This window comes from Pseudomonas sp. URMO17WK12:I12, assembly GCF_000514395.1.
GTDB lineage: Bacteria > Pseudomonadota > Gammaproteobacteria > Pseudomonadales > Pseudomonadaceae > Aquipseudomonas > Aquipseudomonas mucoides.
Genome location: NZ_AZVV01000008.1, coordinates 340,428 through 360,238, shown reverse-complemented (window position 1 = coordinate 360,238; position 19,811 = coordinate 340,428). Strand labels below are relative to the sequence as shown.

The window sequence follows — 19,811 nt, the reverse complement described above, 5'->3', positions numbered from 1 at the left end:
CTGGACCGCAAGACTGAAGCGCGGGCCGATGATCACCTGACGGTGGCGGCGACCCAGCATGTGAAGGTCGGCACGGCGCAGTTCGTCGAGGCGGGAGAAGAGATTCACTACAACGCTGGCGACAAGGTGGTAGTTGAAGGCGGGATGGAACTGACGGCCAAGGCTGGCGGGAGTTTCGTCAAGGTGGATGCCGGGGGCGTGACGATTAGTGGGGCTGAGGTGAAGACCAATTCGGGTGGTGCGCCGGGTTCGGGGAGCGGGATTAAGATTCTTCCGCCGATTATTCCGGGTGCAGCAGCGGCGGCCGCAGCAGGGAAACTGCTGAGTGCTCCGCCGGTTGGCAAGTTTAATGCGGTGGCTGATTTGGAGCCTAAGGCAGCACGTCCGGCTGAGGAGGAAGAGCTGGAGGAAGAGGAAGAAGAGGTTGAGCTGGAAGAAATTACGTTGCGGATTGGGATGTTCTTTGATGGTACGGGGAATAACCGTAACAATAGCGAGCGTGTTTATGGTTGCTTCGCTCCGGATGTAAACCTGCAAGATATGGCCGAGGACATCCGTCAGTTCTGCGCTTCTTTAGGCTACGACGGCAAAGGAAGTAGCCCGGACAACAGTTATGGCAATGATGTCAGTAACGTAGCCAGACTGTATGACCTTTATCAGAACCAAGTGGATGAAGCGCTGCCTATTGATGCAGAAAGGGCGAGTTTATCGATTTATGTGGATGGGATCGGCACCAGCAGTATCGAGGAGGACTCGACTTTTTCACAAGGCACAGGCATAGGTGCACAAGGTGTCCGGGCGCGGGTAGAAGAGACTCCCGAGCTATTTATTCAGGCGATCCGACTCTTTAAAAACAACAATCCTGATAAGCGTATTTCGAACATTGAGTTCGACATTTTCGGATTCAGTCGAGGCTCTGCGGCGGCAAGAGACTTTGCTAATGAAATACTAAAAGGTAGCCAAAGTATTCTCGCTAAAGCGCTGCCGGCGGGATCGCCAATGTTATCGGACAGCTTCGCATGGAAGCCAAATACCGACATCTCCATAAATTTCATCGGCGTCTACGACACAGTTGCAGCCATTGCCAACCCGCTGGTAGGAGATTGGAATGGTAATAATGCTTTTAACCCAGGGATCAATATCCATCTAGCACCAGGCGCCGCGAAGAAAGTAGTCCAATTAGTCGCTCGAAATGAGCGACGTTACAATTTTGCGTTAAACAGTCTTGGGGCTGCCGATATTATTTTGCCGGGCGTGCACTCGGACCTCGGTGGCGGCTATCTACCTAAGGCGAGAGAGCGGATACTGCTCAGCAAACCGCGTAGGAGCCCGGTAGACGAAAGGACATCTTTTGTTGAAGCTAACAGTTACAAAGTTGCCCAAGAGGACTTGAGGCGGCTACAGGATCAATTGGCCCAATATAACCTCCCATTGGAGATCCGTACGTGGGAGGTGCCGTTTCGTACTACGGGCAAAGAAAACCGCAAAGATATGAAACACGTTTATGCCGCTGTCAGCAGTCAACGAGAGGTCCGCAGTGAACTGTCCTTGATCTACTTTCGGATCATGCGCGAACTAGCCGTTGAAAATGGAGTGCCTTTTGGACAAATCCCCGAGAGCAACCCAAGACTGGCGCTACCTGCGGAGCTCATACCTATCTCCGAAAAATTGTTGTCGTACGCTCAGGGGAAAAGCAAAACAATAGGGCTGACCTCACAGGAAGAGGAACTGCTCTTCCAACGTTACGTTCATTTATCTGACAACTGGAACGCCGCTAAAAATCGAAACAATAGTGACTTGAATATAGTCTTCATCAATCGACCAGACGTAAATTCTGTACGTACGGTACATCCAAATGAGTAACTTTTTACGCGTCGCTATCGCCGCCTTTCTGCTCAGTGGATGCACGTTAGCCAACAGTGAAACGCTACCTTACAAAGCCTGGCGCCTGGGTTTCTCAGCACCTAACTACATGGACGTCTGGATCGAAACAGCTGATGTTATTGATGTCGAAGGCCAAGTATACAGACGTGCCATGAGTGGCATTGCTGCGATACAGAGTCCTCCCAATAACACGGGCGACCCTAGAGGCTGGCCGGAAAAGCCGGGGCCGGGCAAAGGTAAGAGTGTAACTGGAGCAAACTTACCCAAAAAAATCTACGTCCGATGGCAATCATTGGTTGAACCTCAAACTTATAAAATGGTTATCGAGATATCCGAGTCGACCAGGGAACTTATGCGCAAGGGTGAAAAAGCCTTTTGTGCTGCTGATGGAAAATGGATAACAGGCTACCGCGAGGTATTGGTAATAAATCTGGCACCCGGAGGGATGGCTAAAGTGTGGGTAATGGGATCGTGCCTGCCAGCGATAGAAGTGGCTAAGGTAAAAGCCGAAATTGACCCAAGAGGACCTTATGAAGGTAAGTCTGGCGGCAAGTACGACAAGCTATCCGACCAGTCCAAAGCGTACATCGAAAAGTTTGGTGTGCCCTATGATTCTTGGAAGTGACAGAGCCAAAGCAGCCTGATGAGTAATTTCTTGCGAACTACGATTTGCGCATTTTTGCTCAGTGGTTGCACATACGCCAACAGCGAGCCAATGCCTTACAAATCCTGGTACTTGGGATTCTCGGCGCCCGATTACATGGAGGTTTGGATCGAGTCAGCTGATGTGGTCGATGTAAAGGAACAGGTGTATCCCCGTGCAATGAGTGGCACCGCCGCGATACAAAGACCTCCCAACAATTCAGGTGACCCTAAAGGATGGCCTCAGAAACCTGGCATTGGAAAAGGTAAAAATGTGACTGGGGCGGATTTACCCCAAAAAATCTATGTCCGCTGGCAATCTTTGGTCGAACCCCAGACTTACCAGATGGTGATCAACTTACCCGAGGCGACTCAGGAGATCATGCGCAAGGGCGAAAAGGCTTTTTGTGCTGCCGATGGCAAGTGGATAACAGACTACCGAAACGCATTGGTTATCAATTTGGCGCCCGGTGGCATAGCCAAGGTTTGGGTACGAGGGTCATGCCTTACTCCGATCGAGGTAATTAGGGTAAAGGGCGTGATTGATCCGCGAGGCCCATATGAAGGGAAATCCGGTGGCAAGTACGATTCTCTATCTGATGAATCCAAAGCTTATGTCAAAGAGTTTGGTGTGCCCTATGGTTCTTGGTAGCGACAGAGTCGTGACGTCCTAATGAGAAAATTTTTACAATTCAGCCTCACCACGCTCTTACTCAGTGGCTGCGCATTTGCTAGCAGCAACTCAATGCCTTACAAATCCTGGTACTTGGGATTCTCGGCTCCTGACTACATGGAGGTTTGGATCGAAACCGCCGATGTTGTCGATATTCAGGACCATGTATACCCACGTGCGATGAGTGGTCTTGCCTCCATGTTAAAGCCTCCCAACAATTCTGGCGATCCGCGAGGTTGGCCGAAAAGAGCTAGCATCGGCAGCGGTAAGCATGTGACAGGGGCCGACTTGCCCAAGCAGATTTATGTCCGCTGGCAGTCGCAGGTCGAACCGCAAACCTACTTGATGGTGGTTAAAATCCCTGAGGCTACTCGGGAGATTATGCTTAAGGGTGAAAAGGTTTTCTGCGCTGCCGATGGGAAATGGATCACTGGCTATCGTCAGTCAATCGGTATAAGGCTGGTCCCCGGAGGTATTGCCAAAGTCTGGGTTGGCGGTCCATGCATGACGCCGATCGAGGTGACCACGGTAAAAGCCGTGATTGATCCGCGTGGCCCATACGAAGGTAAGTCTGGAGGTCACTACCGCCCCCTTTCCGGCGTTTCCAAAGCCTACGTTGAAAAATATGGCGTGCCTTATGATTCCTGGAAATGAAAGAGCCAACGCAGTCTGATGAGGAGTTTCTTGCGAAGTACGATTTGTGCATTTTTGCTCAGTGGTTACACTTTCGCCAACAGCGAGGCAATGCCTTACAAATCATGGCGCCTGGGCTTTTCAGCGCCGAATTACATGGAAGTGTGGATTGAATCGGCTGATGTAGTCGATATCAAAGAGCAGGTTTATCCGCGAGCGATGAGTGGCACTGCTGCCATACAGACGCCTCCTAACAACACTGGCGACCCTAGAGGGTGGCCCGAAAAGCCAGGAATCGGCAAAGGTAAGAATGTAACTGGGGCGGACTTGCCAAAAAAGATTTACGTACGCTGGCAGTCTCTTGTCGAACCGCAAACTTACCAAATGGTGATCGACGCCCCCGAGACGACAAGGGCGATAATGCGCAAGGAAGGAAAAAGCTTTTTGCGCATTTGATGGTAAGTGGATTACAGACTACCGCAACGCGTTGGTTATCAATTTGGCGCCAGGCGGGATAGCCAAAATGTGGGTGATGGGATCTCGCTGAGGAATCCAAACCCGTTGAAAAAGCCTATACGAAAGATCAGTGTCACTTACTGCAACAACAAGCCGTTGAGCGAATACTAGGCTGGATCGTGAACCAGGCCAAGACGCAAGGAACCCTTCCACTTGCACAGGCACAATTTGAAGAAGCATGCATGAGCATGAATCGATTTGGCACGAAAGCTTCGAATAATGCGGAGCAAAGCTACTGCGAAAACAGACTCAGAATGGACAATTTTATGTCGGAAGCAGTCCAACGACTTTTTGGTGACCAAAACGATGAGATGCGTGCTCGATACAAAACGCACGTAAGTTCGTTAGGCTCCCGATTAGACGGTACATGTAGTCGCGCCCAATACTATGGAAGGACTTACATACCAGGCGGGAAAGCGACGTATACCGGTGCAATCAAGTAATCTTAAGGTGAAGCAAATGCTGCGTAACTCAATTCTTTCTGCGGCACTCTTATTACTGGTGTTCGCCCCCCATGCATCCGCGGAACTTACGGCTGAGCAGCAAACGGCTAAAGATCGCGGGATCACCCTCTTCAACCAGTACAAAGCTGCTGCAACAGAATTACGCATCGCAGCGGAAGCAGGAGACGCAGAAGCTCAGTTTTATTTAGCTGAGGAGTTGCGTAAAGAAACGCAATTTCTGACCGCCGACGCCCAAAAATGGTATGAAGCTTCGGCCGCCCAGGGCGATTACTACTCTATGTTTAAACTCGCCACATCTGAAGGGGATCTGTGTGCGACAGCTAATAAATGTCCAGCCGGAAGTAAAAGTGCTGGTGCATGGTTAGAGCTGTTAATAAAAACAGCGGAGCCTCGAGCACTGAAAGGTGATGCCGAAGCAATGGCTATTATGTATCACGCAAAGTCGGATTTGACATGGCTAGAAAAATCAGCTGAAGCGGGATATGCGCCCGCACAATGGCTATTGGCAAATCGTTACTCCGAGGGCGAAGGTAGTTTCTTGCCTTGGAATCGTAAGTCAGCCGAAGAGAAATGGCTGAAAGCATCAGCCGAAGGCGGTTTCCCTAAGGCCATGATTGAATACATTTCTATTTTGTATGAGCGCGGTGACATGGAGGGAGTTCGTCACTGGCTTGAGGTTGCTGCCAATACTGGTTACCAAGACGCGGTGAGCAGTTACGGAGCTTACCTTTCTCATACCCCAGATAAAGTCGGATACCCTATTGACCTGGTAAAAGGGTTTGCCTTGGTATCGTTATTGAAAGAGCTAGACGGTGGTGGAAACGTTCAGGTTTATGTCGAAGGAAAGCTTCCTGTTATTGCGAAAAAAATGACACCTGAACAAATACTCGAAGCCAATGATTTTGCAAAAAAATGGAAAGCTACGCACCCACCACTTTCTTTCTACCCAGAAAAACTAGGCCTGTAACGTTGCGTAGTATTTCTCACGCACGCTTTAAGGTACGCAGTCGAAACTGCTGGAAATCCCTATGAAGCTTACTTGGCACACGCGCCATCACTTTACGACGTCCCACTCGATTTTGTTAAAGGGTACGCACTGACATCACTAGTCTCAGAATTTGATGGTGGCGGGAATGTTAAAACATATGTAGACGTGGTTTTGCCTGAAATCGCGGCAAAAATGAATCCTGAACAAATTGCGGAAGCTAAGATATTTGCGGAGAAGTGGAAAAGCACACATCCGCCACTGTCATTTTACCCAGACAAGCTTGGGTACTGAGTTTCACTTCTACTTTGTAGAAGCGAGAGGATATCTCGTGTATCTAACTTCTTTCGGCCACTGGATTCAGAGCGCCTTTTTTTCCTAAACAGGCCAAGCCTCCTAAGAGATCGGCCTGTTCAATGTGAGACAGCGTCAGACCGGCGCCTTCCACCCCATCATCCGCTGCTGCGCAACCGCTAACAGGTCAAACCCGTCCTGGGTCAGCAAGTAGAGCGCGTGAGTAATGTGCGGAATATCTTGAACATCGCTGTGCTTGAAACATAGGCAATGAAGCGTTTCAAGTAGCTGGGTAGAGGCTCGTACGCGCTGTAACCCGGCTTCGAATATGTCTTGGGGGTTGGCTTCGGTGTCGATCAGCAAAGGACTCGAATCGGTAACGCCGCTGTTGAGTGGACGATAGCGATCTGGAAACGGTTTGAACGTTGGCATAGTAATTACTCGATGGTTAATAAGTAACGCCAGCACCGTGACCAAACGATGGGAGGCGGCTGTGTACAGGCTTGGTCAACCGATACCATCAAATCGGTTCGCCCGAGGGCGTCCAGCACACAGCCGCCATTGCAACACACTACGAGGACTTGGATGTCCGCAGCGCGAATGATGGCACACATATGTGTGATGGCATCAGGTGACCAAACCCGATCGCTGATTTTGCAGCGAGCCCAAACAGTAATCGCTCCCCCCAGCAGGCGAAAGTCGATAAGGCGTCTAGCGCTGTAGGACCCAGCCGAGGACTCCGTAACCACTTTCCTAACGAAACATCCGTCAGACACCGCCCCTCGCGACAGGCGGCGTTCAGGCGGGTTAACCATTGCTTAACCCCGCGGTCCAAAACTTCACTGGACCGCACGCCCTCAGACTCCTCTGATGCCCAGTGCGGCAGGTTTGACGTTGATCGTCGAACTGATTTTCCGTCCGCACTGGAGATCGTCACATGAACACTCGCATGCTGCTCCTTGCCTCCGCCCTCGCCTGCACCGCGTTTGCCGGGCTTGCCCAGGCCAATGACACCTCTTCCAAACCTGTGCCTTATCACTATGGGATGCCGCTCAACGTGGATAAAGTTGTGGCGCTGACAGAGCCGACGACCAATGAATGCAAAGTGATTACCGCCGACATGAAGTACATCGATACGTCGGGCAAGCCTGAAGAAATCAGCTACAGGAAACTTTCCGACGCGTGCAGTTTGCAAAACTGACGGAAAGGTCTGATTCGAAACCAAGCGGTTTTACTGTGAGGGTTCTGGCGTTATGCTTTAGCGCCTCCCTCACTGCCGCAAGGATTCGCTATGCAGTTTTCGTTTCGCACGTTATCGATATTCACCGCCGCCCTGTGTCTGGTGCTGGCGCTGGTCTGGGGTTTGATGCCGGATTGGCTGCTGGCGATTTGGGGTATTGAATACTCCTCGGCGACAGGCGTTGTTTCGCGACGCATCGCGGTGGTGTTCGCGGCGTTGGGGTTGATTTTTTATTGGGTTCGAAACGAGCCACCCTCGGTCATCCGAAGCGCATTAAGCAGCGGCTTTATGGTCGGCTGTTTCGGACTGGCGGCACTGGGTTTCGGCGAATGGCTCAACGGCCATACCGGGCCGGGTATTTTGCTGGCGGTCCTGGTGGAGCTGGCGCTAGGCCTGGGTTTTCTTCAGACCCGGCGCCTGTCGGTGGAACTCGAAACGGTGCGTTAAAGCGCCCTGGTCGCCCGGCGTGGAGAAATGACCTCAGGATGTTGCCGGGCGTGCAGCCCGTCGATTAATTCGTTGATTTCCCGACAACCATTGAGCGCCGAGGCATCAATCCCGGTCACGTGCAGATCCAGCCGATCGGTCTGATCGTCCGCGTACACTTTTATCGTCATCAACAAATCCGGGGACAGCGTGCATTCGCAACGCTTGGGCAAAAACCTGTTTTCGATGATGTTGCGAAGTTCCAAGGCAGAAAGAAACATGGCGACCCCTCCTTTGTGAGACAGCCAATCAACAATCGACGCTGGCTCGTGTGCAGTCCCGGCCAGATTAAGAACAACTGAAGCATAAAACATGCCTTGAATTTCGCCGTGCAGTTCATCGGCAAATCAATGATTTAGCCGCAAGACTTAATGAAACCACCGTGCAATTTGCATGAAGGGACGTGAAAGGCGTTGCAAATTACCGTCTGACAGCGCCGGGTTTGCATTGGGGCCTGAGCACAGTAAGAATGGCGCCACGAATTGAATACACGCAAGGAGGCATCATGGGTTCTTTGACCTTTACTACGACTGTCGGACTAATGGTTGCCGGGCTGTCGACCATCGCCAATGCTGCAACGCTCGAAACCGTCGCCCCCTTCCCCAAGCCTGAAAGCGGTTTTACCCGCCAGGTCATTCATCTTGCCCCGCAAACGAAAGAAGACGACTTTCAAGTCGAAATCCTCGCCGGTAAAACCCTGACCGTGGACTGCAATCGCCAGCGTCTGGGTGGGATGCTTGAGGAGAAAAACCTCGAGGGTTGGGGCTACCCGTTCTACCGACTGGATAAAGTCATCGGCCCGATGAGCACGCTGATGGCCTGCCCGGATAGCAAGAGTAAAAAAGACTTCGTACCGGTGGTCGGCGATGGCTTCTTGCTGCGTTACAACAGTAAGCTGCCGATCGTGCTGTACGTGCCAAAAGACATCGAAGTGCGCTACCGGATCTGGTCAGCGTCGAGCAAGGTCGAGAAAGCCGTTCAGGAGTAACCCCTTCCTGCCTCACGCCGGGACGCCGCTGATGGCGGCGCGCTCGGCCACGTGGCGCAAACTGTCAAAGTTGATGTTGGCCCCCGAGTCGATGGCCACCAGTGTCTGGCCACGGGCACCGGTTTGCGCGACGTACTTTTTGATTCCGGCCACGGCCAGCGCGCCCGACGGTTCGGTGATCGATCGGGTATCGTCATAGATGTTCTTGATCGCGGCGCACAGTTCGTCGTTGCTGACCGTCAACACGTCATCGACGCAAAACCGGCACACTTCGAAGCCATAAGCGCCGATCTGCGCCACCGCCACGCCATCGGCGAAAGTGCCGACGCTCGGCAGCACAACCCGTTCGTGCGCCTGCAGCGCTGCCGCCAAACACGCCGAATGTTCTGACTCGACGCCGATGATGCGCACTTCAGGTCGCAGGTATTTGACGTATGCGGCGATACCGGCAATCAAACCTCCACCGCCTACCGGCACAAAGATCACGTCGATCGGGCCTTGATGCTGACGCAGGATCTCCATCGCCACGGTGCCCTGCCCGGCAATCACGTCCGGGTCGTCGAAGGGCGATACAAAGGTGCGACCGGTTTGTTCGGCCAGGTTCAGCGCATAGTCGAGGGCGAACGGAAAACTCTCGCCGTACAGCACCGCCTCCGCCCCGCGACTGCGCACCCCGAGCACTTTCAGTTCCGGCGTGGTCAGTGGCATGACAATGGTCGCGGCAATCCCCAAGGTTTTCGCCGCCAGCGCCACGCCTTGGGCATGATTGCCTGCTGACGCGGTGATCACGCCGCGTGCCTTTTGCTCATCACTAAGCTGCACCAACTTGTTGTAGGCACCGCGAATCTTGAAGGAAAAGGTCGGTTGCAGGTCCTCGCGCTTGAGCAGCACCTGATTACCCAACGCCTCGGAGAGCGCCGGCGCCGCTTGCAACGGCGTGCGCACCGCCAGTTCATACACCGGCGCGGCAAGGATCTTTTTTACGTAATGCTCAAGCAAGGTCTGCTGGGCGAGCGTGCTGGTCATGGTCGTCTCCTGGCTGTGTTCGGGGCCCTGGAGACAGATAGTAAAAACCCGCCTCTAGGGCGGGTTGGGTGCTGCAGTCGTGAGCTAACCCGCCAGATAAGGAATGGCGGTAATAATGCTTGGCTGGCAGCGCAATACGGTGGAAGTCATGGCTGGAAATTAGCCGTGGACGGATGGCAAGTCAATGGTCAATTTTCGTGGGCTTCAGTTGGGGGCTGGTGAACCTTATGGTCTGTGGTTTGCCGGACCGTAAGTTGAGTTCTTGAGATTGCCTTCGCGAGCAGGCTCGCTCCCACAGTGGGTCTCCAGTGGCCACAAAACCTGTGGGAGCGAGCCTGCTCGCGAAGGGGCCGGACCTGCCAACGCATTCACTTAGCCAACCGCCTGAGCCCCAACACCATCACCCCCGCCCCCAGCATCATCGCGCTCAGAAACAACGGATACGACACCCACCACGGCGTGCCCGCGGTCATCATGCTGAACTCGGACATGCCGCCAATGCTGGCGATCAGGTTCAACGGCAGAAACACCACGTTGATCAGCGTCAGTTTGCGTAGCAGGTTGTTCATGCTGTTGTTCATCAGGTTGCCCCGGGCGTCGATCAGCCCGGAGAACACCGTGGAGTAGATTTCCGCCTGTTTGTAGCACTGGTTGTTTTCGATGATCAGGTCGTCGATCAGGCTGACGGCTTCGGCGCTGAAGTGTTCCTTGGCCGCGTGATTGCGCAGCCGCGTCAGGACCGCGCCGTTGCTGTGAATCGCGTTGATGTAATAGATGAGGCTCTCGCTGAGGTTGAACATCTGGATCAGGTGCTGGTTCTGCATCGAGGCGTTGAATTTCTGCTGCAACTCCCGGGCAACCAGTTTGATCACCTTCAGGTGACCCAAATAGTGATGGATGTTGTTGAACAGCAGGTCAAGCAAGACATCCAGCGGCGTGTTCAGCCGCTGCCGGGTGCCGAGCCCGTGCAGCGGTGAGTCGTCGGTGGCGATCACCAGCAACCGGTCCTCGCAAAACAACAACCCACAGGACGACACTTCAAACGCCAGACTGTCGGCGCCGGAATAGTTTTCCGGGCGCTTCCAGATCAGGAACAGATTGTCGGGATGAAACTCGATGCGCGACACCTCGTCCGGGTCGAGGGCCGAAGCCAGCGCGTGTTCATCGAGTTTGAAATGGCTGTGCAGCAGATCGCGCTCGGCGGCGTCCGGGTTGCTGAACAGCATCACTTCGGCATCCAGCCGTTCGACTGATTGCAGGACGCCGTGGGAAAGTTGAAAGCTCTTGATCATCGAGCGATCACCAGGCCTGGCCGCGACGCTTGAGCTCGAGCCGGCGGACGAACTCTTCCAGCACCAACGAATACAAATCGTCCTGCAAGTAAGCGTCTTCGATGCCGGCGTCCATGTTCGGGTTGTCGTTGACCTCGATCACCACCACTTTGTCGCCGGACTGTTTGAGGTCGACGCCGTACAGTCCGTCGCCAATCAGGTTGGCAGTTTTCACCGCCAGTTCCACCACCGCTCGCGGGGCTTCGTGGACGGCCAGTGTGCGGCATTCGCCGTTGATGTCCTGTCCCTTGGCCTTGTGGTTGTAGATTTGCCAATGGCCCTTGGACATGAAGTATTGGCAGGCAAAGATCGGTTTGCGATTCAGTACGCCGATGCGCCAGTCGTACTCGGTGTAGAAGAACTCCTGCGCCAGCAACAGCACCGAATGTTCGAACAGTTCGGCGGTGGCTTCCAGCAACGCCTGTTGGCTTTCAACCTTGATCACGCCCCGAGAGAAACAACCGTCGGGGATTTTCAGTACCAATGGAAAGCCCAGGCGCTCGCCGACCCGTTCGAAGTCTTCCGGTCGCTCCTTGTAGAGAATTTCGGTGGCCGGCATGCCGAGCTGATGGCTCTTGAGCAGGTCGGTCAGGTAGACCTTGTTGGTGCAGCGCAGGATCGACGCCGGATCGTCCATCACGACCAGCCCTTCGCTCTCGGCTTTCTTGGCAAAACGGTAGGTGTGGTTATCGACGCTGGTGGTCTCGCGGATCAGCAGGCCGTCGTACTCGGCGATGCGTGCGTAGTCTTTGCGCTCGATCAGCTCTACATCGATGCCCAAGGTCTTGCCGACGCGTATGAAATTATCCAGCGCCTTGGGGTTGGATGGGGGCAATGCTTCTTGGGGATCGTGGAGGATGGCCAGGTCATAACGGGCCAGACGTCGCGAGCGTGGCATTCGCCAGATCTTGCGACTGAAACTGTCCAGTGAGTGGGCGAATTGATCTTCCTGATCTTCTCGCAACTTATGCAGCGCACCGGACTTGATGCCGTCAATGTGCCAACCGTTAGTTCGACGAAACTCAACTAACAAGACCGGACAGGGGAATACTTCGAATAACTGCCGCGCCAAGTCCTGCAAGGGTTCTATATTGGTCTTGCCGAAATACAGGGTCAGGGTAAAGCCTTCGGTGTCGCTGTAAAGATGATGCGTAAGGGCTTTTTCCAGCGGCTTTTCCAAATCATCCAATGAAAGCCCATACAAGGACTTTTTGGTCAGCTCGCTGATGGTCCGCACCGACGGAATGACCTTGTGCCCCCGCGCTTCCGCCAGCAGCGAGCAGTAATAACCGTGCCCCAGGTACTTGTAGCTGCGGCACAGGTTAATCACCTGGACCCGTTTGCCTTGCCCGTTGTCGTGGGCCTTTTCGAGGTATTCCTGGGCGGTGACGATGTCTTCACTGGGAAAGTAGGAGGCCCAGTCTTCCTTGCGTTCGACAATGATAATCAACTGGCTAGAAGTGCTGACTGCTGTATTTAAAAAAGTTGCCGCCGGCGAAGTTTGCTCGGATACTTCGCGCCAATGACCTTGTACCGCTGACATAGTGATTGATCCGTTGGAGAACAAGACCTTTCCTATTAAGCACGAACTTTTTCGAAAGTCCCGTTTCGTTACGCAACTTTTACGGCGGTCATATGAACCTTGTCTTTCGCTTGGCAGTAGTTGAAGACTTACCTGCGTTATTGGCACTTGAACAGCAATGTTTCACCACGGACCGGCTCACCAGTCGCAGCTTTCAATGGATGATCACTCGGGCCCATGGGCAGTTGCTGGTGGCTGAGCGCGACGAGCATCTGGTCGGCTACGCGGTGGTGTTGTTTCATCGGGGCACGTCGCTGGCCCGTCTCTATTCGATTGCGATTGCCGCCGAAGCGCGTGGCAGCGGATTGGGCAAGCAGCTGCTGCAACGCATCGAAGCCTGTGCGCTGCAACACGACTGTGCCTACGTTCGGCTGGAGGTGCGCATGGACAATCCGGCGGCGATTGCCCTTTATGAGTGCAACGGTTACCGGCGTTTTGCGCTGATTCATGACTATTACCAGGACCACGCCGATGCGTTGCGTCTGGAGAAACGCATTCTCCAGCACCGAGACTCAAGAAACATCAAAGTGCCGTATTACCCGCAGACCACCGATTTCACCTGCGGCCCGGCCTGCCTGCTAATGGCCATGGGCGCACTGCAAAAAGACCGGAAACTGGAACGCCGCGAAGAGCTGCAGATCTGGCGCGAGGCGACGACGGTGTTCATGACCTCGGGTCACGGAGGATGCAGCCCGCAAGGCCTGGCGTTGGCCGCCTGGAATCGTGGATTTGGCGTGTGTCTGCAACTGAGCATGACGGGGCCGTTGTTTCTCGATGGGGTGCGTAACGAGCATAAAAAAGACGTCATGCGCCTGGTGCACGAAGAGTTCACCGTGCAGTTGCAGGCCACCGATGTGAAACAGGTGATCGGCGGCCTGCTGGACTTGCCACGCTTGCTGAATGACGGTGGCCAGCCGCTGGTGTTGATCAGCAGCTATCGGCTGACCCGCTCCAAATCACCGCATTGGGTCATCGTCACTGACTGCGATGAGGAGTTTGTTTATCTGCATGATCCGGATGTCGACCATAGCCAGCATCGCCAGCCTATGGATTGCCAGCATCTGCCGGTGAGCCATGGGGAGTTCGAGAAGATGAGCAGCTTTGGCCGGGGCAAGTTGCGGGCGGCGGTGATTCTCTATCCCAACGCGCAATCCTCCCTGTAGCCGCAGGCTTCGCCAGCGGCTACGGGGCCGCGCGGCGATTGGGGTTATTTCAGGCCAACCTTGTACAGCGCGCCGTCGTCTTCATCGGTCAATACATACAAGTACCCGTCCGGGCCTTGCCGCACATCGCGAATCCGCGCCTTGAGCTCACCGAGCAAGCGCTCTTCGTGAACCACTTTATCGCCATCGAACTGCAAGCGAATCAACTCCTGGCTCACCAGCGCACCGATAAACGCATTGTGCTGCCAGGCCTTGAAGCGATCCCCATCGTAGAACGCCATCCCGCTCAGTCCCGGGGACTTTTCCCAGACATGGTGCGGCGCCACGGTGCCTTCGGCGGTCTTGCCCTTGGCTTCCGGGATCGGATCGCCGGAATAGTTGATGCCGTGGGTTGCCAGTGGCCAGCCGTAATTCTTGCCGCGTTCGATGATGTTCAGCTCATCACCGCCTTGTGGCCCGTGTTCGTTCTCCCAGAGAACCCCGGTCCACGGATTGAGCGCCGCGCCTTGCGGGTTTCGTTGGCCATAAGACCAGATTTCCGGGCGTACGCCGGCCTGACCGACAAAGGGGTTGTCGTCCGGCACCTTGCCGTCCGGGTAGATCCGCACGACTTTGCCTTGCAGCTTATCGAGGTCCTGAGCGGTTGGCCGGTCATTGTTTTCGCCGAGAGTGATGAACAGATACCCGTCACGATCGAACACCAGGCGCGAGCCGAAATGGTTGCCGACAGAGAGCTTCGGCTCCTGGCGGAAGATCACTTTGAAGTCCTTGAGGGTTTTCAGGTCTTCAGATAATTGCCCGCGACCGACCGCCGTGCCTGCCTTGTCACCCGCGCCGCCCCCTTCGGCATACGACAGATAAACCGTGCGGTCCTGCCGGAAGTCGGGGGACAGCACCACATCCAGCAAGCCGCCCTGCCCCTTGGCCCAGACCTTCGGCACCCCATCGATCGGGCCGGAGAGTTTGCCGTCGACGCTGACGACGCGCAGGTTGCCGGGCCGTTCGGTGACCAGCATGCCCTTGCGATCCGGCAGGAAGGCGACCGACCAGGGATGTTCAAGTCCCTTGGTGATCGTGGTGACTTCGAGGGTGCCCTGTTCGCTGTCCAGTTCCTGAGTCGATGCCGCGAAAACGGGCGCAGCAGCGGTGATCAATGCGCTGGCACACAGGGTGGCCAGGAGGGTTTTACGCAACATGCACGCTTCCTTTTGTCGTTCCGGCTCAACGGTTGCTAGTGCCTGTATCTCGCTGAGGTGGATTGGGAATGAATTTCGGTGGGCTGGCGGGGGCCGGCTGGCTTTGCGGATAGCGGTTGCCGATGCCGCCGTTATTCAGCGTCGGTGGGCGTGGAACCGGCATGGTGTTGGGCCCGCGAATGGCCGGGGCGCTGGATTGAGAGCCTTGCATGCTGTTCGGGTTGGCGCGACGAATCGGGCTGTTGTAAGGGTTGCTCGAGGCTCCCGTTGGGCTTTGGGCCAGCAGCCATGCTGAGGGTGGCGAAGCCTGGGCCATGCCGCTCAGCAAACCACTCAGCGCCAGCACGGTGCAGCAGCCGAGTACATATCTGTTCATGGGGCGAGCCTCTCGACGTGGATAGGGTCTTCGATAGCACGCTACGCCCGGGGTTCGGTTTTGTTAACTAAAACCTCCTTCACAAGATGTAACACAAGACGACCACGCCGCCCGGCCGGGCTCCTCAAGCGGCTGAAACTTTTGCCTCAGGCCACGTGTCACCTGATCATCACTCGCGAGAAGACGACCATGGCACGGGCAATCTGGAAAGGCGCAATCAGTTTCGGGCTGGTGCATATCCCTGTGGCGCTGGTCTCGGCGACGTCTTCCCAAGGGGTGGATTTCGACTGGCTGGACAACCGCAGCATGGAGCCGGTCGGGTACAAACGCGTGAACAAGGTCACCGGCAAGGAAGTCACCAAGGAGCATATTGTCAAAGGCGTGCAGTATGAAAAGGGCCGGTACGTGGTCCTCAGTGAAGAGGAAATCAAGTCGGCGCACCCGCTGTCCACGCAAACCATCGACATCTTTTCTTTTGTCGACAGTGAACAGATCCCCTTGCAAAACATCGATACGCCGTACTACCTCGCCCCGGATAAACGCGGCGGCAAGGTGTACGCGTTGTTGCGGGAAACGCTAAGCAAAACCAACAAAGTCGCCCTGGCCCACGTGGTGTTGCACACGCGCCAGCACTTGGCGGCCTTGATGCCGCTGGAGTCGGCGATGGTGCTGGTGATGTTGCGTTGGCCCGCAGAAGTGCGCAGCCTCGATACCCTTGAACTGGGCAGCGAAGTGACCAAACCCGAACTGGCCAAGGGTGAACTGGATATGGCCAAGCGCCTGGTGCAGGACATGAGTGCTGACTGGAAACCTGAAGACTACCGCGACAGCTTCGAAGACAAGATCATGGCGCTGGTCGAGAAAAAGGCCAATGAAGGCAAGATTGAGGATGTCGAGACGGCGACGGGTGAAGAGGAGCGCAAAACGGCGGATGTGATTGATTTGACTGAGTTGCTTAAACGTAGCCTGGGAAGTAAAAGTGCCGGGAAGGCCAAGCCGGCGGCGCAGAAAAAAGCCACGAAAAGCTCGCGTGGTTAGTTTCGAATGTTGTGGTGTTTGTTATGGCCCTATCGCGAGCAAGCTCGCTCCCACAGTTGATTTGTGCACGCCACAGATCAAACGTAGGAGTGTGCCTGCTCGCGATGGCTTGATCCGCCACACCACTAAACTCAGATCAGCACAAACACCGCCAGCAACCCGCCAAAGATCGCCCACTTTTCCAGGTAATAACGCCTGCGATTACGCTGCTTCAACGCTTTGCCCCGCAAACGAATCTTGTAGATTCTGGTGAACAGACGGTTAATCCCCCCCGTCCTGTCGCCCTCATCATTCGGCGCCCCGGCCGCCGACATCACGTTACGGCTGAACCACCCATTAAACGCCGCCGCCCAGCCATACTTCATCGGACGCTCGACGTCACAGAACAGAATGATCCGGTTCTGTTGCGTGGTGTTCTCGGCGTAATGAATGAATGTTTCGTCGAACATCACCGCTTCGCCGTCGCGCCAGTGGTACTTCTCGCCGTCGACATTGATGTAGCAACCAGCATCGTTCGGCGTCTCCAGCCCCAGGTGATAACGGTAAGAACCGGCATAAGGGTCACGGTGACGGACCAGTTTCGAACCCGGCGGCAGTTCGGCGAACATCGCGGCCTTGATCGAGCCGATGCCCTGGACCAGCTCCGTGGTACGCGGGCAGAGTTTCATTGCCGAAGGATGACTGTCGCCGTACCACTTCAGGTAAAACCGCTTCCACCCGGTCTTGAAGAACGAGTTGAAGCCAACGTCGTTGTACTGATCCGCGCGCTTGATCTCCCCCGCCTTCAGCAGGTTTTGGCCTTCAGCACGAATTTCTTGCCAATGCGCCTGCAACGGGCTCAGGTCTGGGAAATCCGCCGGATTGAGATAAGGCTTGCCCGGAATTTTCGAGAACAGATAAAGGAAGCAATTGAGCGGCGCCAGAAACGAAGAGTGATCACTCAACTGGCGCCCCAGTTTGTGGCGCACGCGACCGCGCAGGTGGACGTACGCAATGGAAACTATGTAAACAAGGGCGATGATCAGTTTCACAGAAATCGTCACACGTCTGAAGTGAACAAACTGCCTTCCCGGCCAACCCATTGGCCAAGGGTCTTGTGCAGCGTCTGAAAACCAGACAGCGAACCCGGTAGCGCGTCCTTGAGCCTGCGCCGGCTGTCGGCATCGGGTGAAAAATCGCATTTTAGCCACTCTCTGTAACAAATAGTTAGCTTGCAAATGTGAAAATCTGTCCGCTGGTACTGTCAATGCGCCCAAGCGGTCTCAACGCCCTATCGTTTAGAGAGCCAGACCAGTACAATCGCCGCCAAACATTACGCGCCCCCCTTGGTTGATGACGGGAATGAACCCCGTCTCAGCGCACTTCGACTCGGGCCAAGCGCTCCATATGCTGCTGTCCACTTATTGCCAGATGGACCTTCCGCTTCTGACCGGGATGCATTTCCCGTGGTTTGAATACCGGAAACGGGTACTGAATCGGTACTGCCGCAACCCTAGCTACTCTGAATGCTTCGCAGGAAAAACCTTTGATCTCTACAGCTAACATCACGATGCAGTTCGGCGCCAAGCCGCTATTCGAAAACGTTTCGGTCAAGTTCGGCGCGGGCAACCGCTACGGCCTGATCGGCGCCAACGGTTGCGGCAAGTCGACTTTCATGAAAATCCTCGGTGGCGACCTCGAGCCATCCGGCGGCCAGGTCATGCTCGAGCCGAACGTGCGTCTGGGTAAATTGCGCCAGGACCAGTTCGCCTACGAAGAATTCACCGTGATCGATACCGTGATCATGGGTCACGAAGAGCTGTGGAAGGTCAAGGCCGAGCGCGATCGCATCTACTCGCTGCCGGAAATGACCGAAGAAGACGGCATGGCCGTGGCCGAGCTGGAAACCGAATTCGCCGAAATGGACGGCTACACCGCCGAATCCCGTGCCGGCGAGCTGTTGCTGGGCCTGGGTATCGGCATCGAGCAGCACTTTGGCCCGATGAGCGAAGTTTCCCCAGGCTGGAAACTGCGCGTATTGCTGGCGCAGGCGCTGTTCTCCGATCCTGAAGTGCTGTTGCTCGACGAACCGACCAACCACCTGGACATCAACACCATCCGCTGGCTGGAAAACATTCTGACCCAGCGCTCCAGCCTGATGATCATCATCTCTCACGACCGTCACTTCCTGAACAGCGTGTGCACCCACATGGCTGACCTGGATTACGGCGAACTGCGTCTGTTCCCGGGCAACTACGACGAGTACATGACCGTGGCGACCCAGTCCCGCGAGCAACTGCTGTCGGACAACGCCAAGAAGAAGGCGCAGATTTCCGAGCTGCAATCGTTCGTCAGCCGCTTCTCGGCCAACGCCTCGAAAGCCAAGCAAGCGACCTCCCGCGCCAAGGCGATCGACAAGATCCAACTGGCCGAGGTCAAGCCTTCGAGCCGTGTGAGCCCGTTCATCCGTTTCGAACAAACCAAGAAGCTGCACCGTCAGGCGGTCATCGTCGAGCGCATGGCCAAAGGCTTCGACGGCAAGACCCTGTTCAAGGACTTCAGCTTCCAGGTTGAAGCCGGCGAGCGCGTGGCGATCATCGGCCCGAACGGTATCGGTAAAACCACCCTGCTGCGCACCCTGGTCAACGAACTGACCCCGGATGCCGGTACGGTGAAGTGGACCGACGCAGCGGAACTGGGCTACTACGCTCAGGACCACGCGCACGACTTCGAAGACGACTGCAACCTGTTCGACTGGATGGGCCAATGGACCCAGGGCGGCGAGCAAATCGTTCGTGGCACCCTCGGCCGCATGCTGTTCTCCAACGACGAGATCCTCAAGTCGGTCAAGGTCATCTCCGGTGGTGAGCAAGGTCGCATGCTGTTCGGCAAGCTGATCCTGCAAAAGCCGAACGTGCTGATCATGGACGAACCGACCAACCACTTGGACATGGAATCCATCGAGGCGCTGAACCTGGCGCTGGAGAACTACCCGGGCACGCTGATCTTCGTCAGCCACGACCGTGAGTTCGTATCGTCGTTGGCGACCCGCATCATCGAGTTGAGCCCTAGTGGCGTGATCGACTTCAGCGGTACTTATGACGATTACCTGCGTAGCCAGGGTGTAGTGTTTTAAGAGCAGCGATTAGTTTCAAGCTGCAAGCGGCAAGTAAAAGCCCTGTCCATGTGACGGGGCTTTTTGCATTTCAGGGCCAAGTGGTGGTCGTTCCCACGCTCGGCGTGGAGAATATAGTTAGCCTGCTTCCTTTTATTCCCAGCCCACGCCATGATGCAGCTCTCCCACCGCCGCCCGCG

At 55.2% G+C, this 19,811-nt stretch carries 19 protein-coding genes and 1 pseudogene; 12 read left to right on the top strand and 8 right to left on the bottom strand.

Annotation, left to right across the window (positions count from 1 at the left end):
* The 6 genes and pseudogenes from D882_RS0112435 to D882_RS0112410 all read left to right on the top strand — a co-directional run.
* A partial coding sequence (locus D882_RS0112435; RefSeq protein WP_027923553.1) for a DUF2235 domain-containing protein occupies positions 1–1,863 on the top strand: 1,863 nt, incomplete at its 5' end.
* The gene (locus tag D882_RS0112430; protein WP_027923552.1) at positions 1,856–2,509 is read left to right on the top strand and encodes a DUF2931 family protein; all 654 of its coding nucleotides are present in this window, start codon (positions 1,856–1,858) and stop codon (positions 2,507–2,509) included. The genes D882_RS0112435 and D882_RS0112430, both read left to right, overlap by 8 nt.
* 18 nt (positions 2,510–2,527) lie before the next feature.
* Complete coding sequence (locus D882_RS0112425; RefSeq protein WP_027923551.1) at positions 2,528–3,178, top strand: DUF2931 family protein; 651 nt, start codon at positions 2,528–2,530, stop codon at positions 3,176–3,178.
* Between the two features lie 21 nt (positions 3,179–3,199).
* Positions 3,200–3,853: a DUF2931 family protein gene (locus tag D882_RS0112420; RefSeq protein ID WP_027923550.1), complete on the top strand. Its 654-nt coding sequence runs from the start codon at positions 3,200–3,202 to the stop codon at positions 3,851–3,853.
* Positions 3,854–3,871: 18 nt separating this feature from the next.
* A pseudogene (locus D882_RS01000000131050) lies at positions 3,872–4,370 on the top strand (DUF2931 family protein); the annotation flags it as partial.
* Positions 4,371–4,807: 437 nt separating this feature from the next.
* Entirely contained in the window at positions 4,808–5,779 is a 972-nt protein-coding gene (locus D882_RS0112410) for a tetratricopeptide repeat protein (RefSeq protein ID WP_027923549.1), read from the top strand.
* Between the two features lie 447 nt (positions 5,780–6,226).
* Here D882_RS0112410 and D882_RS0112405 read toward each other — a convergent pair whose 3' ends face one another.
* Positions 6,227–6,523, bottom strand: a complete 297-nt coding sequence (locus tag D882_RS0112405; protein ID WP_027923548.1) for a hypothetical protein — start codon at positions 6,521–6,523, stop codon at positions 6,227–6,229.
* Between the two features lie 505 nt (positions 6,524–7,028).
* Between D882_RS0112405 and D882_RS0112400 the strand changes: the two genes are divergently transcribed.
* Both D882_RS0112400 and D882_RS0112395 read left to right on the top strand, forming a co-directional pair.
* A complete protein-coding gene (locus D882_RS0112400) occupies positions 7,029–7,292 on the top strand; it encodes a DUF2790 domain-containing protein (RefSeq protein ID WP_027923547.1) in 264 nt (87 codons plus the stop codon).
* Positions 7,293–7,382: 90 nt separating this feature from the next.
* Positions 7,383–7,778, top strand: coding sequence for a hypothetical protein (locus D882_RS0112395; RefSeq protein WP_027923546.1), 396 nt, complete (start codon positions 7,383–7,385; stop codon positions 7,776–7,778).
* Here the strand turns inward: D882_RS0112395 and D882_RS0112390 are convergent.
* Complete coding sequence (locus D882_RS0112390) at positions 7,775–8,038, bottom strand: DUF1652 domain-containing protein (protein WP_027923545.1); 264 nt, start codon at positions 8,036–8,038, stop codon at positions 7,775–7,777. The genes D882_RS0112395 and D882_RS0112390 overlap by 4 nt on opposite strands.
* 284 nt (positions 8,039–8,322) lie before the next feature.
* Between D882_RS0112390 and eco the strand changes: the two genes are divergently transcribed.
* A complete protein-coding gene (eco, locus tag D882_RS0112385) occupies positions 8,323–8,805 on the top strand; it encodes a serine protease inhibitor ecotin (RefSeq protein ID WP_027923544.1) in 483 nt (160 codons plus the stop codon).
* 12 nt (positions 8,806–8,817) lie between these two features.
* On the opposite strand, the gene ilvA is transcribed toward eco, so the two are convergent.
* The 3 genes from ilvA to D882_RS0112370 all read right to left on the bottom strand — a co-directional run bounded on the left by ilvA (position 8,818) and on the right by D882_RS0112370 (position 12,705).
* The gene (ilvA, locus tag D882_RS01000000131045) at positions 8,818–9,831 is read right to left on the bottom strand and encodes a threonine ammonia-lyase, biosynthetic (RefSeq protein WP_081743949.1); all 1,014 of its coding nucleotides are present in this window, start codon (positions 9,829–9,831) and stop codon (positions 8,818–8,820) included.
* 368 nt (positions 9,832–10,199) lie between these two features.
* Positions 10,200–11,123, bottom strand: coding sequence for a magnesium transporter CorA family protein (locus D882_RS0112375; protein WP_027923543.1), 924 nt, complete (start codon positions 11,121–11,123; stop codon positions 10,200–10,202).
* Between the two features lie 7 nt (positions 11,124–11,130).
* Positions 11,131–12,705: a RimK family protein gene (locus tag D882_RS0112370; protein ID WP_027923542.1), complete on the bottom strand. Its 1,575-nt coding sequence runs from the start codon at positions 12,703–12,705 to the stop codon at positions 11,131–11,133.
* Positions 12,706–12,797: 92 nt separating this feature from the next.
* On the opposite strand from D882_RS0112370, the gene D882_RS0112365 reads away from it, so the two are divergent.
* Positions 12,798–13,907, top strand: a complete 1,110-nt coding sequence (locus D882_RS0112365) for a GNAT family N-acetyltransferase/peptidase C39 family protein (protein WP_027923541.1) — start codon at positions 12,798–12,800, stop codon at positions 13,905–13,907.
* Between the two features lie 44 nt (positions 13,908–13,951).
* On the opposite strand, the gene D882_RS0112360 is transcribed toward D882_RS0112365, so the two are convergent.
* Both D882_RS0112360 and D882_RS0112355 read right to left on the bottom strand, forming a co-directional pair.
* Positions 13,952–15,103, bottom strand: coding sequence for a PQQ-dependent sugar dehydrogenase (locus tag D882_RS0112360; RefSeq protein WP_027923540.1), 1,152 nt, complete (start codon positions 15,101–15,103; stop codon positions 13,952–13,954).
* Positions 15,104–15,128: 25 nt separating this feature from the next.
* Positions 15,129–15,479 carry a hypothetical protein gene (locus D882_RS0112355; protein ID WP_027923539.1) on the bottom strand — a complete coding sequence of 117 codons (351 nt, stop codon included), beginning with the start codon at positions 15,477–15,479 and terminating at the stop codon, positions 15,129–15,131.
* 189 nt (positions 15,480–15,668) lie between these two features.
* Here D882_RS0112355 and D882_RS0112350 point away from each other — a divergent pair, with 189 nt between their 5' ends.
* The gene (locus tag D882_RS0112350) at positions 15,669–16,517 is read left to right on the top strand and encodes a Ku protein (RefSeq protein ID WP_027923538.1); all 849 of its coding nucleotides are present in this window, start codon (positions 15,669–15,671) and stop codon (positions 16,515–16,517) included.
* Positions 16,518–16,648: 131 nt separating this feature from the next.
* Here D882_RS0112350 and lpxO read toward each other — a convergent pair whose 3' ends face one another.
* Positions 16,649–17,548, bottom strand: a complete 900-nt coding sequence (gene lpxO / locus D882_RS0112345; RefSeq protein WP_027923537.1) for a lipid A hydroxylase LpxO — start codon at positions 17,546–17,548, stop codon at positions 16,649–16,651.
* 494 nt (positions 17,549–18,042) lie between these two features.
* Between lpxO and D882_RS0112340 the strand changes: the two genes are divergently transcribed.
* Positions 18,043–19,632 carry an ABC-F family ATPase gene (locus D882_RS0112340; RefSeq protein ID WP_080943075.1) on the top strand — a complete coding sequence of 530 codons (1,590 nt, stop codon included), beginning with the start codon at positions 18,043–18,045 and terminating at the stop codon, positions 19,630–19,632.
* The last annotated feature ends 179 nt before the right edge of the window (positions 19,633–19,811 follow it).

Bases quoted from the DNA above. Each gene is read 5' to 3' on its own strand.
- D882_RS0112430 (WP_027923552.1), top strand. From the start codon at position 1,856: ATGAGTAACTTTTTACGCGTCGCTATCGCCGCCTTTCTGCTCAGTGGA.
- D882_RS0112425 (WP_027923551.1), top strand. From the start codon at position 2,528: ATGAGTAATTTCTTGCGAACTACGATTTGCGCATTTTTGCTCAGTGGT.
- D882_RS0112420 (WP_027923550.1), top strand. From the start codon at position 3,200: ATGAGAAAATTTTTACAATTCAGCCTCACCACGCTCTTACTCAGTGGC.
- D882_RS0112410 (WP_027923549.1), top strand. From the start codon at position 4,808: ATGCTGCGTAACTCAATTCTTTCTGCGGCACTCTTATTACTGGTGTTC.
- D882_RS0112405 (WP_027923548.1), bottom strand. From the start codon at position 6,523: ATGCCAACGTTCAAACCGTTTCCAGATCGCTATCGTCCACTCAACAGC.
- D882_RS0112400 (WP_027923547.1), top strand. From the start codon at position 7,029: ATGAACACTCGCATGCTGCTCCTTGCCTCCGCCCTCGCCTGCACCGCG.
- D882_RS0112395 (WP_027923546.1), top strand. From the start codon at position 7,383: ATGCAGTTTTCGTTTCGCACGTTATCGATATTCACCGCCGCCCTGTGT.
- D882_RS0112390 (WP_027923545.1), bottom strand. From the start codon at position 8,038: ATGTTTCTTTCTGCCTTGGAACTTCGCAACATCATCGAAAACAGGTTT.
- eco (WP_027923544.1), top strand. From the start codon at position 8,323: ATGGGTTCTTTGACCTTTACTACGACTGTCGGACTAATGGTTGCCGGG.
- ilvA (WP_081743949.1), bottom strand. From the start codon at position 9,831: ATGACCAGCACGCTCGCCCAGCAGACCTTGCTTGAGCATTACGTAAAA.
- D882_RS0112375 (WP_027923543.1), bottom strand. From the start codon at position 11,123: ATGATCAAGAGCTTTCAACTTTCCCACGGCGTCCTGCAATCAGTCGAA.
- D882_RS0112370 (WP_027923542.1), bottom strand. From the start codon at position 12,705: ATGTCAGCGGTACAAGGTCATTGGCGCGAAGTATCCGAGCAAACTTCG.
- D882_RS0112365 (WP_027923541.1), top strand. From the start codon at position 12,798: ATGAACCTTGTCTTTCGCTTGGCAGTAGTTGAAGACTTACCTGCGTTA.
- D882_RS0112360 (WP_027923540.1), bottom strand. From the start codon at position 15,103: ATGTTGCGTAAAACCCTCCTGGCCACCCTGTGTGCCAGCGCATTGATC.
- D882_RS0112355 (WP_027923539.1), bottom strand. From the start codon at position 15,479: ATGAACAGATATGTACTCGGCTGCTGCACCGTGCTGGCGCTGAGTGGT.
- D882_RS0112350 (WP_027923538.1), top strand. From the start codon at position 15,669: ATGGCACGGGCAATCTGGAAAGGCGCAATCAGTTTCGGGCTGGTGCAT.